We start from the raw sequence: 14,005 nt of genomic DNA on the forward strand, positions 1-14,005 counted from the left end.
TCACGTATTTCAGGCACGTCCGATCGCGACGAAAGCGCACAACGCGAGATACCCCAGGTCCAGCAACGCGATCAGGGATTCGCGGCGGCGCAGCCGCACGACCACCGCCCCCGCCATGACCAGTGCCAGTCCGAGGGCCGCCAGCGGCACCAGCGCCGGGGCGATGCCGAGCAGTGCGGGAAGGACCAGGCCGGCCGCGCCGAGGATCTCGACCACCCCGATGAACTTCACCGTGCCGGGGCCGAAATCCAGCACCCAGCCCGCGGCCGACCCGACCCCGGCGATCGTTTCCCTTCGCAGGAACAGTTTCCCGACGCCGGACACGAGGTACATCACGGCCAGCAGACCGGCGACGATCCACAGCGCGGTCTCCATCAGTGCGCCGCGAACTGGCCGGGTGTGTAGTCACCGGCCGGCTGCCGGGTGATGACGTTCAGCCGGTTGAAGGCGTTGATGAGCGCGATCTGGGCCACCAGCGCGACGAGCTGGTCGTCGTCGTAGTGCTTGGCGGCGGCCTCCCACGCCTCGTCGGTGACACCGCTGCCGTCGGCGAGACGGCAGCCCTGCTCGGTGAGTTCCAGCGCGGCGCGTTCGGCCTCGGTGAAGACCGTCGCCTCGCGCCAGCACGCGACCAGGTTCAGCCGGGTCGTGGTCTCCCCCGCGTGCGCCGCGTCCTTGGTGTGCATGTCGAGGCAGCCCGAGCAGCCGTTGATCTGGCTGGCCCGGATGTTCACCAGTTCCCTTGTCGCCAAAGGAAGTTCGCTGCCGTCGAGGACCTTCGCGGCCGAGACGAAGTGCTTCACCAGCTTCGGCGCGAGAGCGGTCTTGAGGAATTCGAGCCTTGCCTGCATGGGATTTCTCCTTCTCGTCGGTGTTCACTTACTTCGACGAGGAGGACTCCCGAGAGGTAACACCCATGGCCGCGAGGCGACGCGGGTCACTGACGGAGTCGATCGCGACGATGCGGCCGTCGACGATGGTGCAGCTCATCACGCCGCCCAGCCTGCCGCGCTTGTCCCAGGTCACGACGCCGGGTTTGCCGCCGATCAGCGCGGGACGCATGATCCCCACGGCACGGGCACCGCGCTGGGCCCGGGTGGCGACCTCGGCCGCGCCCAGCCGCACGACCTCGCCGTGACGGGTCTGCGAGCGCCAGGTCACGTCGGGGTCGAGCACCTCCAGCAGCCCTTCGAAGTCCCCTTCGCGGGCGGCCGCGAGGAACGCGTCGACGACGGCGCGTTGCCGCGGCTCGTCGGCCGGACGCTGTCCCCGCACCTTCCGGCGGGCCCGGCTGGCGAGCATCTTGGCCGCGTCCGCGGACTTTCCGAGGATCTCGCCGATCTCGGCGAACGAGACCGCGAACAGGTCGTGCAGCACGAACGCCAGCCGCTCGGCCGGGCCGAGGGTGTCGAGCACCACGACCAGCGCCACCCCGACCGATTCGGCGAGCAGCGCGTCTTCCTCCGGCGAGTCTTCGAGCACCAGCAGCTCGGGCGGCTCGTCGTAGGAATCCTCGGGGCGGGTCTTGCGGGAGCGCAGGACGTCGATGCAGACACGGCCGACGACGGTGGTCAGCCAGCCGGACAGGTTGTCGATCGTGCCGGCGTCCTGGCGGGCGAGCCGCAGCCAGGCCTCCTGGACCGCGTCCTCGGCGTCCGTGCGGGAGCCGAGCATGCGCTGGGCCACGGCCACCAGACGGCCGCGCTGCCCCTCGAACGCGCTGGCCAGCGCCTCACCGGTCATGTCGATACCTTTCTCGCGCCGAACCCGTCATGGACATGACGAACGCGACGCGAGAAAGGTAACAAGAGCTCGTGAGTGGCAAGGACGGTTAGAACCGTCCTTGCCACTCACGAGGCCCTAGACGTCCCGGATCGGCGTCTTCACGGTCTTCTTCATGCCGGGGTTCTTCGTCTCCGGCTTCTTCTTTCCGGGCCCCGGCTCGGGTTCGGCGGTCGTGCCGCCGATACCGGAGTCGATCGCCGCCGTGACGATCAGGTTCCGCTCGTCGGACGAGATGACCCCGCCGTCGAGGAGTTCCTGCGTCACGGCCCGCACGTAGGTCACGAACTGGTCGTTCGACGAGTAGTCCGACTCGTCGTCGATCACGTCGTTGATCGTGCAGCCGTTCCCGGTGTCGCGGTTCTCGACCTGGCTGTCCGCCGTGCCGAGGATCACGGTGTCCCGGACGTCGGAGTCCGGGCAGGCGTCCGGACCCGGCGGCGCGGCGACGATGGTGAACGCGCCGCCCTGTTCCGCCGAGACGTTGCCCGCCTTGTCCGACGCGCGGTAGGTCAGCGTGTGCGTGCCGAGCGCGGTCACCTTCACCGGCGCGGTGTAGACCGTCCAGGCCCCACCGTCCAATTTGTACTCGATCTTGTCCACACCGGACCCGGTGTCCGTCGCGGTCAGGTTGATGGTCGCGTCCTCGATGTACGACCAGCTTCCGTCCAGATCGCCGCTCACCACCACGGAGACGACCGGCGCGGTGCTGTCGTCGCCTTCGACGATGGTGAACGTCGCCGTGCCTTCCGCCGAGACGTTGCCCGCCTTGTCGGTGGCGCGGTACTTCACGGTGTGCGCGCCGACGACGGTCAGCGCGAGCGGCGCCGAGTACGTGAGCCACGGGCCGCCGTCGAGGTTGTACTCGACCTTGCCGACACCCGAGCCGGTGTCGGTGGCCGTGAGGGTCACGGTCGCCTTGCCGACGTAGTTGCCCGCGGTGTCCTTGGTGCCGGTCACTTCGGACGTCACCGTCGGCGCGGTGGTGTCACTGCTGACGACGGTGAAATGCGCCATGCCCTCCGGCGAGGCGTTGCCCGCCTTGTCCGAAGCGCGGTACGAGACCATGTGCATCCCGGGCGCGGTGACCGCGACCGGAGCGGTGTACGCGGTCCAAGCGCCTTCGTCCACTTTGTACTCGACCTTGTCGACGCCGGAACCCGCGTCGGTGGCGGTGAGCTTCACGGTGGCGGTGTCGAGGTAGTTGCCCGCACCGTCCTTGGTCCCCGTCACCTCGGCCGTCACCGTCGGCGGTGTCGTGTCGCCGGGCTGCCCGGTGACGACAGTGAACGACGACATCCCTTCCGGCGAAACGTTGCCCGCCTTGTCGGAAGCGCGATAGTGGACCATGTGCGCGCCGGCCGTGGAGACGACCACGGGTGCGGTGTACGCGGTCCACGCGCCGCCGTCGAGCTGGTACTCGACCTTGTCCACTCCGGACTGACTGTCCGAAGCGGACAGATTCACCGTCGCGGAACCGACGTAGTTCCCGGCGGTGTCCTTGGTGCCGGTCACGTTCGCGGTCACGGTCGGCGGGGTGGTGTCGGCGCCGCCGCCGTCGGTGACGACGAACTCGCCCATCATCTTGGTGTGGCCCTGGATCGTGCAGTAGTACCGGTACTTGCCAGGGGTCAGCGTGACCGTGGCCTCGTGCACGCCGTTCTTGTCGTCGTAGGGGTTGGCGAGGATGTTGAGGGTGACGTCGTGGTTGTAGCCCGGGGTCTCGGTGTCGAACGTCAGCGTGTGCGACATCGTCGAGCCGAGCTCTTCGGTGTTCTTGAAGACGATCGTGGTCTCACCGGCCACCGCGGTGGACGGCGCGCTGAGGTAGTGGTCGGTGCTGTCGCCCGCGGTCCATTCCAGGGTCTGGACGGGTGCGGCGGAGGCGGGGGCGGACGAGCCGGGTAACACCAGGCCCGCCAGTGCGAGCGTCGCGGCCACCAAAGCCACGACGAGGGTTCTTGGGGACATCGCAGGGAAACCTTCCGTACAAGGGAGACCGGCCGGGCACACGGGACCCGCGCGCCCGGCCGGTTTTCGCGCTACAGCTGCCGCACCCGGATGTTGCGGAACTCCATCAGGTCGTTGTCACCGTGGTTCTGCAGACCGATGAACCCGCTGACGAACTGCCGGAAGTCGGTGGACGGATCGCCCGCCCGCGACGATTGGATCCCCGGCGCGTTCTCGAACTCGTTGATCACCACGCCGTTGCGGATGATCGTGTACTTCTGCCCGACGACCTTGATCTCGTACTCGTTCCAGGTCCCCTTCGGCTTCACGCCCGCCTGGTCCAGCGGCCGCGGGTCGAAGTTGTAGATCGACCCGGTCTTCTGCGGCTCACCGGTGGCCCCGTCGTACAGCTGGACCTCGTGTCCACAGTAGATCGCGACCCAGGCCTGTGACGTCCTCGCCGAACCGACCGTGCCGCAGCTACCCGGCGGACGCTGCTCCAGCGGAGTGCGCGGGTCCGGGAACCGGACGAACACACCGCTGTTGGCGCTGCCGGTCGGCGCGATGTCCTTGAACTGCAGCTTCACCGAGAAGTTGCCGAACTGCCGTGCCGAGTACCACAGCATGCCGAGCCCGCCCGACGGTCGCAGTGACCCGTCCGGCTGGATGGTGAACTGCCCGGACGGCGCCTGCGACCAGTTGCGGAACGATTCGGCCGTGCCGTCGTAGATCGCGTCGTAGCCGGTGACGCCCTTGTTGCCGATGGGCGACGCGGCGGCCGCGGCGTTGATCTTGTCCGACTCGGCCGCGTTCAGCACACCGAGGTCACCGAGCCGGTCCACGGCCTGGGTGACGTGGTTGACGAAACCGGCGTGGGAGGTCCACGTGCTCTCGTCGTCGATCATGTCGTCGACCGTGCAGCCGCCACCGGCGTTCCGGTTGGTCACCCCGGTGTCGGTGTCGCCGATGGTCACCGTGGCACTGGAATCCGCCACGAGACAGCCGACGCTCACCGAGTTCCGCGTGGTCACCGTCTCGCCGTCCGCGTAGGTCACGGTCAGCTTGGCGGTGTAGAGACCCGTGCGCGGGTAGGTGTGCCGCGGGTCGGGCTGCGTCGAGATCGTGCCGTCGCCGAACTCCCACTTGTAGGAGACGCCGCCGGACTTCGACCCGGTGAAGGCCGCGGTGAGCGGCTTGTTCTGCACCATGGTCGACGCCGCCGCCGCGGACGGCGTGGCCTCGCCACCGGTGTAGCTGATCTTCAGCAGCTTCTGGTTGTTGGTCAGGGTGAAGAAGCCGCCGCCGTAGTCGAGCACGTACAGCGCGCCGTCCGGCCCGAACTTGGCGTCCATCCACTGGTTCAGCTTGGTGTCGCCACCGCCGGTCGGGATGATCTGCCGCACCGTCTCGGCGAACACCGGCGGATCCTGCTTCGCGACACCGTTCGGGTCGAGGGTGACCGCGATCCGGTTCTGCCCGTTGCTCTGGTCACCGATGAACCACTTGTCGTTCCAGTACGACGGCCACGCGACGCCGCTGTTGGTGTTGACCAGTTCGCGGTGGTACGTCGGCCCGGTCATGACCGCCTGGCCGCCACCCTTGAGGTAGGGCTGCGTGTAGGTGGCCTCGGCCGCGTTGTACGTCGGGACGGAGCTGTTGGGGCGGTTGGGGAACACCGGCCCGCCGCCGTCCGGCGAGTACCAGATCATGTTCTTCTTGATCGGCGGCAGGTTCACCAGGCCGGTGTTGCGCGGCGAGGTGTTGACCGGGTTGTCGCAGTCGTACCAGCCGGTGAGCACCGCGGCGTCGGTGCTGCTGCGGTCGCGGTACGGCTGCTTGTTGCCCATGCAGTACGGCCAGCCGTGGTTGCCCGCCTCGGTGATGACCGTGGCGGTCTCGTACTTGGCCGGGCCGAGCTCCGGGCTCGGCGAGCTCGCGTCCGGGCCGACCCACGCGGCGGTCAGCCAGTTGGTCTTCTTGTCGACTTGCAGACGCGAGATGTTCCGCACGCCCATCACGTAGATCTCGGGCCTGGTCTTGTTCCCGGGGTCGTTGGCCTCGGGGAACAGGTTGCCCGCCGGGTTGGTGTAGGTACCGTCCGGCTCCGGGTGGATCCGCAGGATCTTGCCGTTGAGGTCGTTGGTGTTACCGGCGGTGCGGCGCGCGTCCTGGAACGAGACGCCCTTGTAGTCCTGGGTCCAGTTGTTGCCGGAGTACCCGTTGGAGCCCTGCGACGAGTTGCTGTCGCCGGAACCGATGTAGAGGTTCCCGTCCTTGTCGAAGTCCATGCCGCCGCCCGCGTGGCAGCAGCTGTGGACCTGGACGTCCCACGACAGCAGATCCTTGCGGGTCGCCTGGTCCAGCGTCTGGTTCTTCAGGTCGTAGGTGAACCGCGAGACCGTGCGCTTGCCGATCCGCTTGTCGATGTCGACCGACGCGTGCGGCATCCAGTAGGCGTACATGAAGCCGTTCTCGCTGAACTTCGGGTCCAGCACGAGACCGAGGAGGCCTTCCTCGTTCTTGACCAGTTCGTCGCCGCTGCCGCGGTTGCCCATCACCTTGAGCGTGGTGAGCAGCTTCGGCTTCTTGGTGACCGGATCCCACTGGTGGATCGTGCCGCAGCCGGCGCCGATCTCGGGGTTGGTCCAGTCGTTCGGCGCGGGCACGACGTTGCCGGCGCAGGCCGCGCGGCCGATGTAGAACACCCGGCCGTTCGGCGCGATGGTGAGCCCGTGCGGCTCGCCCATCTGGTCCAGCTGGCCGGGCTGGTTGATCCCGGTCAGGCGCTCGACCTTGTAGTTGGCCGCGATCCCCGCCTTGCAGTCACCGCGCACCATGCCGGTGGTCCACTTCAGCGCGCCAAGGATGTGGCTTCGGAACTGGGCTTCGCCGTAGCTCGCCTCGGTCCGGCCCATGCCGGTGTAGAAGGAGCGGCCGCCGTCGTAGTCACGGCACCACGAGATCGGGTGGAAGGCGCCGTTCGCGCCGACACCCGGCTTGTAGGTCGATTCCTCGACCTGCGCGACCGTGTGCACGGTGCCGACCGGGTTGACCTCCCAGTTGAGCCACCGGTCGGTGCGCACCCACTTCTGCGGCAGGCCCGCGGTGGCCGGGTTCGCCTTGTCGAGGACGTCGACCGTGGCCTCGGCCGGCGGGGCCTCCGGCGGCGGCGGGGTGGTCGAGTTGTCCTTGTACAGCTTCCAATCCGCCAGCTGGATGAGCGGGTCACCGGCGTTGGCGGTGATGTTCAGCCGGTAGTTCGCGTACGCCGTGGTGTTGGTGAAGGTGAACTTGCGGCTCACGAACCGGTCGGCGAACGTCTCGTTGGTGCGGGTGTCGAGATCGGTCCACGTGGTCCCGTCGTTGGAGCCCTGCAGGGTCCAGCTCTTGGGGTCACGTCCGGGGAAGTCGTTCGCCGAGACGAGGTCGTAGCTGCTGACCGCGACCGGGGCGGCCATCTTGTAGGCGACCCAGCCGGTCGGCTGGAAGGCCAGCCACTTGGTGTTCTCGTTGTTGTCGGCGAGCTTTTCCTTGGACTCGTTGGGCGCGTTCTCCGCGCTCGCGGTGACCGAGGCGACCGCCTCCGGCGTGGGACGCGCCCCCACCGGACGGGCGCCGATCAGGCCGGAGAACCACTGCGAACCGTCCTGGGCCCGCGCGGCGTCGGACAGGCCGAGGAACCCGCCGCCCGCCTTCATGTAGTTCTGCAGCGAGGTTTCCTGGTCGCGGTTGAGCGTGATGCCCTGCGCGGAAAGGAAGACGACGCCGCGGTACTTCGCGAGGTTCGCCTGCGTGAACACCGCGGGGTCCGAAGAGGACGAAACGGAGATCCCGTTGGCCTGGCCCAGGCTCGCGATCGCGTCCGTGGCGCGCAGGACGGGGTCCTTCTGGTCCGCGGCGGTGCCGTGGAAGACCAGGACGTTCACCGGGACGTTCGTCGCGGCTTCGGCGGTCACCGGTGCGATGGCCAGCGGAAGCCCGGAAGTGACGACGGCGCCGACCGCGAGCGCGGCCAGTGACCGTCTGCGGAGCCGACGTTGCGAAAATACTCGTCTCAAGTTCTCGCTCCTTTCAAGACTGGTGATGGTGGGCCGAAGCCCCGGTGGCGTCCGGAGTGGACGTGGTGGTGTGCTGATGTCCCTTGAAGCGGTCGATCGCCTCCTGGGCGCCCGCGGGCATCCCGCCGTCGGCGTTGCGGACCAGGAACACGCCGGACATGCCGTCGTCCGAGTGCTGCTGGACGTGGCAGTGGTACATCCACGCGCCCGGCCCGACGCCGTCACCGGCGATCACCTGGAACCCGAAGGAGTTGCCGGGGTCCAGGGTCTTGTTGTCGAGGATCGGGGCGTTGTCGGTCGCGCTGGTGAGCATGCCGGTGCGGGTGTCCGCCCAGCGGTGCGCGTGCAGGTGGAAGGTGTGCATCAGGTTGCCGTGCCCGATGCAGATGAACTCGACGCGTTCGCCGAGGTTCGCCTCGAAGATCGGCGTGTTCGGGGCCACCTGGTGGTTGATCCACATTTCGGTGAACACCACGGTGAACTGCTTGCTGGGCAGCAGATCCCCGCGCCTGCGCACGATCAGGCCGCCGTAGAGCCCCTTCATCAGGCCCGCGGTGCCGTGGTCGCCGCCGAACGCGTGGTCGTGGTAGTGCCAGTACCCCGCGCTGCCGGGCATCCAGAAACCGTTGGCCGCCTGGTAGGCCGTCCGGGTCTTCCAGGTGTAGGTCTTGGTCTCGTAGGGCTTGTTGAAGGAATCGTTGAACGGCGAGCCGTCGGATTTGGTGTCGTAGTTGACGCCGTGCGGGTGGATCGAGAGCCGCTGGTCGGTGTTGTTGACCAGCTCGATCACCAGCGTGTCACCCTCGTAGCACTCCAGGAGCGGCCCGGGGATCGTCGGTTTGCCGGGCTCGAGCCCGTAACCGACCCGGGTCGTGCCGGGAACGTAGTCGGCGTAGACGGTGATGTTGCGGGTCATCCCCGCGGCGGCGGCCGGCGCGGAGCCGGCGCTCGCCGAGACCACGACCGGGGCGATCACCCCGGCCGCGGTGCCCGCGAGCATCGATCTGCGGGACAGCCCGCGTTTCTTGTTGTCCATTGTGGATTCCCCAGCTAGAAGCGGACGTTACGGAGATAGGTGAATCCGGTCTGGGCGGTGCTCAGGGGATCCGTGGGGTTGTCGTGCTCGACGATGTATTCGGCGAGGTGGGGACGGGTGTGGGAGAAGATGCGGGGGAAGTCGATGACGCCCTTGCCGGGGTCGACCATCTTCCCGTCCGCCGTCCGGTCCTTGACGTGGTACTGCACCACGCGCGGACAGTGCTGCCGGTACAGGGAAACCGGGTCCATCCCGCCTTCCACCGCCCAGAACAGGTCGATCTCCAGGTGCACGTAACGCGGGTTCGTGTTCCTGGTGAGCACGTCGTACGGGCGCACGCCGCCGATCGGCGCGAACTCGTGCGCGTGGTTGTGGTAGCCGAGCGGAATCCCGGCCTGGCGGAACTTCCGGGCCGCCGCGTCCATCCGGCCGGCGAACTGCTTCCAGCCGTCGATGGTGTCGAAGTTCGCCCACGGCACGTTGGCGCGGGTGTTCCCGAGGACCTTCGCGTCGGCGATGGTCTTGTCGAGGTCGCCGTCGATGCCGACGTGGGTGGACGTCGCCTTGATGTGGTTCTTGTCCAGCAGACCGCGGAACTCCTCGGCCGTGCGGCCGTAGGTGCCCGCCAGTTCGACCTTCCGGTAGCCGATGTCCGCCAGCGCGGACAGGGTTCCCGGCAGATCGGCCTGCAGCGCGGTGCGCAGGGAGTAGAGCTGGATGCTGATCTTCTCCACCGGGACCCGGCCCCGACCGTGATGGCCCTGTCCCTCGGTCTCCGCCTCGGTGGCCGCACCGGCGGCGTTGGCGAGGCCCGGCAGGGCTACCGCCGCACCGACCGCGACCGCCGCCGTCGCCGCGCCACGGAGGAGTGTCCGTCGAGAGTGGAACCGCTCAGCTTCTTCACCGCACATGAAACCGCCCTCACTTCTGGTTGCTGAAAGCCGCGTCGAAGGCCGCCGACGGCTTGTCGAACAGGAGCCCCCGCAGATAGGTCACGGCCTCCGCCGCGCCCCGGAGCCGGTCCATGCCGGCGTCCTCCCACTCCACCGAGATCGGACCGGCGTAGCCGATCGAATTCAGTGCGCGGAAACAGTCCTCCCAGGGCACGTCGCCGTGCCCGGTCGAAACGAAGTCCCAGCCGCGTCGGGGATCTCCCCAGGGGAGATGCGAGCCGAGCCGTCCGTTCCGTCCGTCGAACCGTTTCCTGGTGTCCTTGCAGTCCACGTGGTAGATCCGGTCGGCGAAGTCGAGGATGAAGCCGACCGGGTCGAGGTCCTGCCAGATGAAATGCGAAGGATCCCAATTCAGCCCGAATGCCGGACGGTCGCCGACAGCTTCGAGCGCACGTTTCGTGGTCCAGTAGTCGTAAGCGATCTCCGACGGGTGGACCTCGTGGGCGAACCGCACGCCCACCTCGTCGAAGACGTCGAGGATCGGGTTCCACCGGTCGGCGAAGTCCTGATAGCCGTCGTCGATGACCGCCTGCGACACGGGCGGGAACATCGCGACGTACTTCCAGGTCTTCGAACCGGTGAAGCCGATCACCGTGTCCACACCGAGTTTCGCCGCCGCGCGGGCGGTGTCGGCCATCTCCTTCGCCGCCCGCTGCCGGACGCCTTCGGGCTCACCGTCCCCCACACCCGGGCGGGGATGATGGCCTGGTGGCGTTCGTCGATCGGGTCGTCGCAGATGGCCTGCCCGACGAGATGGTTGGAGATCGCCCACACCTTGAGGCCGTGCTCGGCGAGCAGCTTGAGCCGCCCGGGCACATAGTCCTCTTCGGACAGTGCGCGATCGACCTCGAAGTGGTCTCCGGAGCACGCGATTTCGAGGCCGTCGTAGCCCCATTCACTGGCCAGCCTGCACACCTCGGTGAACGGGAGATCCGCCCACTGGCCGGTGAAGAGGGTGATCGGACGGCTCATCAGTTCTCCTCGAAGGTGATCGCGTCGACGTCGAACAAGCCGCCGGAACCGCCCTTGAACACGAGGAACAACGGGCCGGTGCCGCCGGGGTCGGTGATGGCGGAGGCCGGGATGTCGGCGTAGGTGTCCCAGCCGCCGGTGTTGGCGACGGTGACCGTCTGGACCAGCGGCCCGTCCACCGCGCCCGAGCGCACCTCGATCGTGCCGCCCGCGCCGCCGGACGAGACCCGGTAGCCGATGCCGCCGACGCCGACGAGGTTCACCGGGTCGAATTTGATCCAGTCACCGGATTCGATGTGGCCGACGCGTTTTCCCCCGCTCGCGCCGGCGTGCGCGACGACCTCGATGCCGCTGGACTGGGTGTAGAACTCGGCCTGCTTCAGTTTGGGCTGCAGGATGGATTCCGCCTCGCCGGTGAGCGCGGGCACGCCGTTTCCGCCGTTGTCGGTGTAGCTGGCGTTGATGACACCGAAGACGTTGGCGTCCGCGCCGTGTCCTTCGTCGGCGGGCGTGGCGATGGTGCCCTCACAGCCGGTCGCGCGGCTCAGCGGATGTCCGTGGCCCTCGTGGCCGAGGATGTATTCGACGGTCACCTTCGAGCAGTCGATCGGGTTGTCCTCGGCGTCGGTCACCTCGACCTTGAACGGGACCATGTCGCCGAAGCTGAACACGCTGCCGTTGACCGGCGTCTTCAGCGTCACCACCGGCGCGGTGTTGCCGACGGTGACCACCACGCTCGCCGAACCGGTCAGCCCGGTCGAGTCGGTGACCGAGAGCTTCGCCGTGTACTGGCCGTTCGCGGCGTAGGTGTGGGAAACCGGCGTGGCTTCGGTGGAATCGGTCGTGCCGTTCCCGTCGAAGTCCCAGGCGTAGGTGAGCGCGCCGCCGTCGGGGTCGTTCGTCCCGGCCGGGTCGAACTTGACGGTCAGCGGCGCCTGGCCGGACGTCTTGTCCGCGGCCACCTGGGCGACCGGCGTCCGGCGGCCCTTGGTGTAGTCGATGCGGTAGACGGCGGATTCCTTGGAGCCGCCGAAGTAGCCGGTGCCGTAGTCGAGGACGTAGAGCGCGCCGTCCGGGCCGAACTCGAGGTTCATCGGGCGGACGAGGTCCATCGAGTCGAAGAACGGCTTGATGGCGCCGCGTTCACCGTTCGGGCCGACGGTGATCTCCTTGATCCAGCCGCGTTCCCATTCGTAGGCGAAGGTCTTGCCGTCGAAGTACTCCGGGAACTTGGTCTGCGACGGGTTCTTCGCGTCGAACTGGTAGACCGGGCCGCCCATCGGCGATTCGGGACCGGTGCCGAACTCGGGCAGCGAACCGCCGTCGTAGGGGATCCACGCCTTCTCGACCGGCGGCAGATCGGTCAGCCCGGTGTTGCGCGGGCTGGTGTTCTTCGGCTTGGCGCAGTCGAAGGCGGCGCCGGACTGCTTGGTGGCGAAGTCGTAGTCGATGAACGGCTGGTTGTCCCCGACGCAGTACGGCCAGCCGAAGTTGCCGGGCTTCTTGATCAGGTTGAACTCGACCGTTCCGCCGGGGCCGCGTTTCGGGTCGGCCGCGCCTGCGTCGGGACCGTAGTCGGCCAGGTGGATCCAGCCGGTCTTGCGGTCGACGGCGAACCGGAACGGGTTGCGGAAGCCCATCGCGTAGATCTCGGGCTTGGTCTTGGCCGTGCCCCGCGGGAACAGGTTGCCCTGGGGGATCGTGTACTTGCCGCCCGCGCCGACCTTGATCCGCAGCACCTTGCCGCGCAGATCGTTGGTGTTGGCCGAGGTGCGCTGCGCGTCGTAGACCGGGTTGCGGTCGGCGCGCTCGTCGATCGGGGTGAAGCCGTCGGAGGCGAACGGGTTGGAATCGTCCCCTGTGGACAGATAGAGGTTGCCCTTGGCGTCGAAGTCGATCTCGCCGCCGGCGTGGCAGCAGATCCCGCGTTCGGCCGGGACCTGGAGGATCTTCTGCTCGCTCGCGAGGTCGAGTTTGTTGTCGGTGCCCAGTTTGAACCGCGAAAGCTGGTTGTAGCCCTTGAACGGCGCGAAGTCCGCGGGGGTGCCGTTCTCCGGCGCGTCACCGGCCGGGGTGTTCAGCTTGGGCGCGTAGTACAGGTAGACCCAGCGGTTCTTGGCGAAGTCCGGGTCGATGGCGACACCCTGGAGGCCGTCCTCGTCGTGGTTGTAGACGGGGATCTGCCCGGCCAGCGACGTCGTCGCCGACGAACTGGTGTACCAGACGCGGCCGTCGCGCGAGGTGTGCAGGACGTCGCGGTTGGGCAGCACGGAAAGCGCGATCGGCTCGCCGGTCTTCTCCTCGCCCTTGGCCAGGGTGATCTGGTCGAAGTCCGCGTCGACCGGGTCTTCCTGTGTCTTGGCGCAGCCCGCCTCGCTCAGCTTGGTGGCGTACTTGATGCCGCCCGCCAGATGCTTGAGGAAGGCCGGTTCGGCGTAGGAGGCCTTGGTGTGCCCGCCGCCGGTGTACCAGGAGCGGCCGCCGGAATTCTCGTGGCACCAGGCGATCGGGTGGTCGCCCATCGCGCCGTCGCCGGGCTGGTAGCTCTTCTCGTCGAGGCTCGCGAGCACATGGACGTTGCTGCGCGGGTTCTCGCGGTAGTTGTACCACTCGTCGGTGCGCGGCCAGGTCTCCGGAAGATCCACAGTGGACACGTGCTCGTGGTCTTCGACCCTGACGTTCGCCTGCTGGATCTGCGGGTGGGACTTGAAGTACGCCCCGACCAGCTCCCCGTACCAGGGCCAGTCGTATTCGGTGTCGGAGGCGGCGTGCACGCCGACGTACCCGCCGCCTCCCTTCACGTACCGCTCGAACGCAGCCTGCTGCTCCGCGTTCAGCACGTCACCGGTGGTGGAAAGCCAGACCACCGCGTTGAACCGCTTGAGGTTCGCGTCGGTGAAGGCCGCCGCGTCCTCGGTGGCCTCCACCGCGAAATGGTTCTGCGCCCCCAAATCCTTGATCGCCTTGATGCCGTCGGGGATCGAATCGTGCCGGAAGCCCGCGGTCTTGGAGAACACGAGCACCGTGGCCGCTTCGTGCGCCGATGCGGTCTGCATCGGTAGCGCGACGCCTGTCAGAGCCGTGACCATGGATGTGACGAGCACACCCAATCGTCGTTTCAAAGACATAGCAGTAGCGATCCTTTCGATGAGCGGCGGCGATCAAGGAAGGAGTTGCGGGTGGAGCGTCCTTTCGGGTGAGGTGGGGACGGATGGTGCGGGCGGGGAGGGGGGCGCGGTGGTCGTGAGTGGTAA

8 protein-coding genes and 1 pseudogene are annotated in these 14,005 nt (G+C 67.8%); all 9 read right to left on the bottom strand.

Annotated features, from left to right (window positions below; translation table 11 throughout):
• Window positions 1-9 precede the first annotated feature (9 nt).
• The 9 genes and pseudogenes from MJQ72_RS34345 to MJQ72_RS34385 all read right to left on the bottom strand — a co-directional run bounded on the left by MJQ72_RS34345 (window position 10) and on the right by MJQ72_RS34385 (window position 13,840).
• Window positions 10-375, bottom strand: coding sequence for a DoxX family protein (locus MJQ72_RS34345; RefSeq protein WP_240595243.1), 366 nt, complete (start codon window positions 373-375; stop codon window positions 10-12).
• Complete coding sequence (locus tag MJQ72_RS34350; RefSeq protein WP_240595244.1) at window positions 375-851, bottom strand: carboxymuconolactone decarboxylase family protein; 477 nt, start codon at window positions 849-851, stop codon at window positions 375-377. The genes MJQ72_RS34345 and MJQ72_RS34350 overlap by 1 nt, the downstream gene beginning before the upstream one ends.
• A 28-nt stretch (window positions 852-879) precedes the next feature.
• The gene (locus MJQ72_RS34355) at window positions 880-1,743 is read right to left on the bottom strand and encodes a sigma-70 family RNA polymerase sigma factor (protein WP_240595245.1); all 864 of its coding nucleotides are present in this window, start codon (window positions 1,741-1,743) and stop codon (window positions 880-882) included.
• A 117-nt stretch (window positions 1,744-1,860) separates the two neighbouring features.
• Window positions 1,861-3,753 (bottom strand): OmpL47-type beta-barrel domain-containing protein, encoded by a 1,893-nt coding sequence (locus tag MJQ72_RS34360; RefSeq protein WP_240595246.1) that lies wholly within the window; start codon window positions 3,751-3,753, stop codon window positions 1,861-1,863.
• Window positions 3,754-3,824: 71 nt separating this feature from the next.
• Window positions 3,825-7,790 (bottom strand): ThuA domain-containing protein, encoded by a 3,966-nt coding sequence (locus MJQ72_RS34365; protein WP_240595247.1) that lies wholly within the window; start codon window positions 7,788-7,790, stop codon window positions 3,825-3,827.
• A 13-nt stretch (window positions 7,791-7,803) separates the two neighbouring features.
• Window positions 7,804-8,826, bottom strand: a complete 1,023-nt coding sequence (locus MJQ72_RS34370; RefSeq protein ID WP_240595248.1) for a multicopper oxidase domain-containing protein — start codon at window positions 8,824-8,826, stop codon at window positions 7,804-7,806.
• A 14-nt stretch (window positions 8,827-8,840) separates the two neighbouring features.
• Window positions 8,841-9,737: a sugar phosphate isomerase/epimerase gene (locus tag MJQ72_RS34375; protein WP_240595249.1), complete on the bottom strand. Its 897-nt coding sequence runs from the start codon at window positions 9,735-9,737 to the stop codon at window positions 8,841-8,843.
• 10 nt (window positions 9,738-9,747) lie between these two features.
• Window positions 9,748-10,751, bottom strand: a pseudogene (locus tag MJQ72_RS34380) (sugar phosphate isomerase/epimerase family protein).
• Window positions 10,751-13,840, bottom strand: a complete 3,090-nt coding sequence (locus MJQ72_RS34385; RefSeq protein WP_315860778.1) for a ThuA domain-containing protein — start codon at window positions 13,838-13,840, stop codon at window positions 10,751-10,753. Before MJQ72_RS34385 ends, MJQ72_RS34380 begins: the two are co-directional and overlap by 1 nt.
• Window positions 13,841-14,005: the final 165 nt, after the last annotated feature.

The sequence above is a fragment of the Amycolatopsis sp. EV170708-02-1 genome (genome assembly GCF_022479115.1).
In the GTDB taxonomy this organism is placed as follows: Bacteria; Actinomycetota; Actinomycetes; order Mycobacteriales; family Pseudonocardiaceae; genus Amycolatopsis.

Bases quoted from the DNA above. Each gene is read 5' to 3' on its own strand.
- MJQ72_RS34345 (WP_240595243.1), bottom strand. From the start codon at position 375: ATGGAGACCGCGCTGTGGATCGTCGCCGGTCTGCTGGCCGTGATGTAC.
- MJQ72_RS34350 (WP_240595244.1), bottom strand. From the start codon at position 851: ATGCAGGCAAGGCTCGAATTCCTCAAGACCGCTCTCGCGCCGAAGCTG.
- MJQ72_RS34355 (WP_240595245.1), bottom strand. From the start codon at position 1,743: ATGACCGGTGAGGCGCTGGCCAGCGCGTTCGAGGGGCAGCGCGGCCGT.
- MJQ72_RS34360 (WP_240595246.1), bottom strand. From the start codon at position 3,753: ATGTCCCCAAGAACCCTCGTCGTGGCTTTGGTGGCCGCGACGCTCGCA.
- MJQ72_RS34370 (WP_240595248.1), bottom strand. From the start codon at position 8,826: ATGGACAACAAGAAACGCGGGCTGTCCCGCAGATCGATGCTCGCGGGC.
- MJQ72_RS34375 (WP_240595249.1), bottom strand. From the start codon at position 9,737: ATGTGCGGTGAAGAAGCTGAGCGGTTCCACTCTCGACGGACACTCCTC.
- MJQ72_RS34385 (WP_315860778.1), bottom strand. From the start codon at position 13,840: ATGGTCACGGCTCTGACAGGCGTCGCGCTACCGATGCAGACCGCATCG.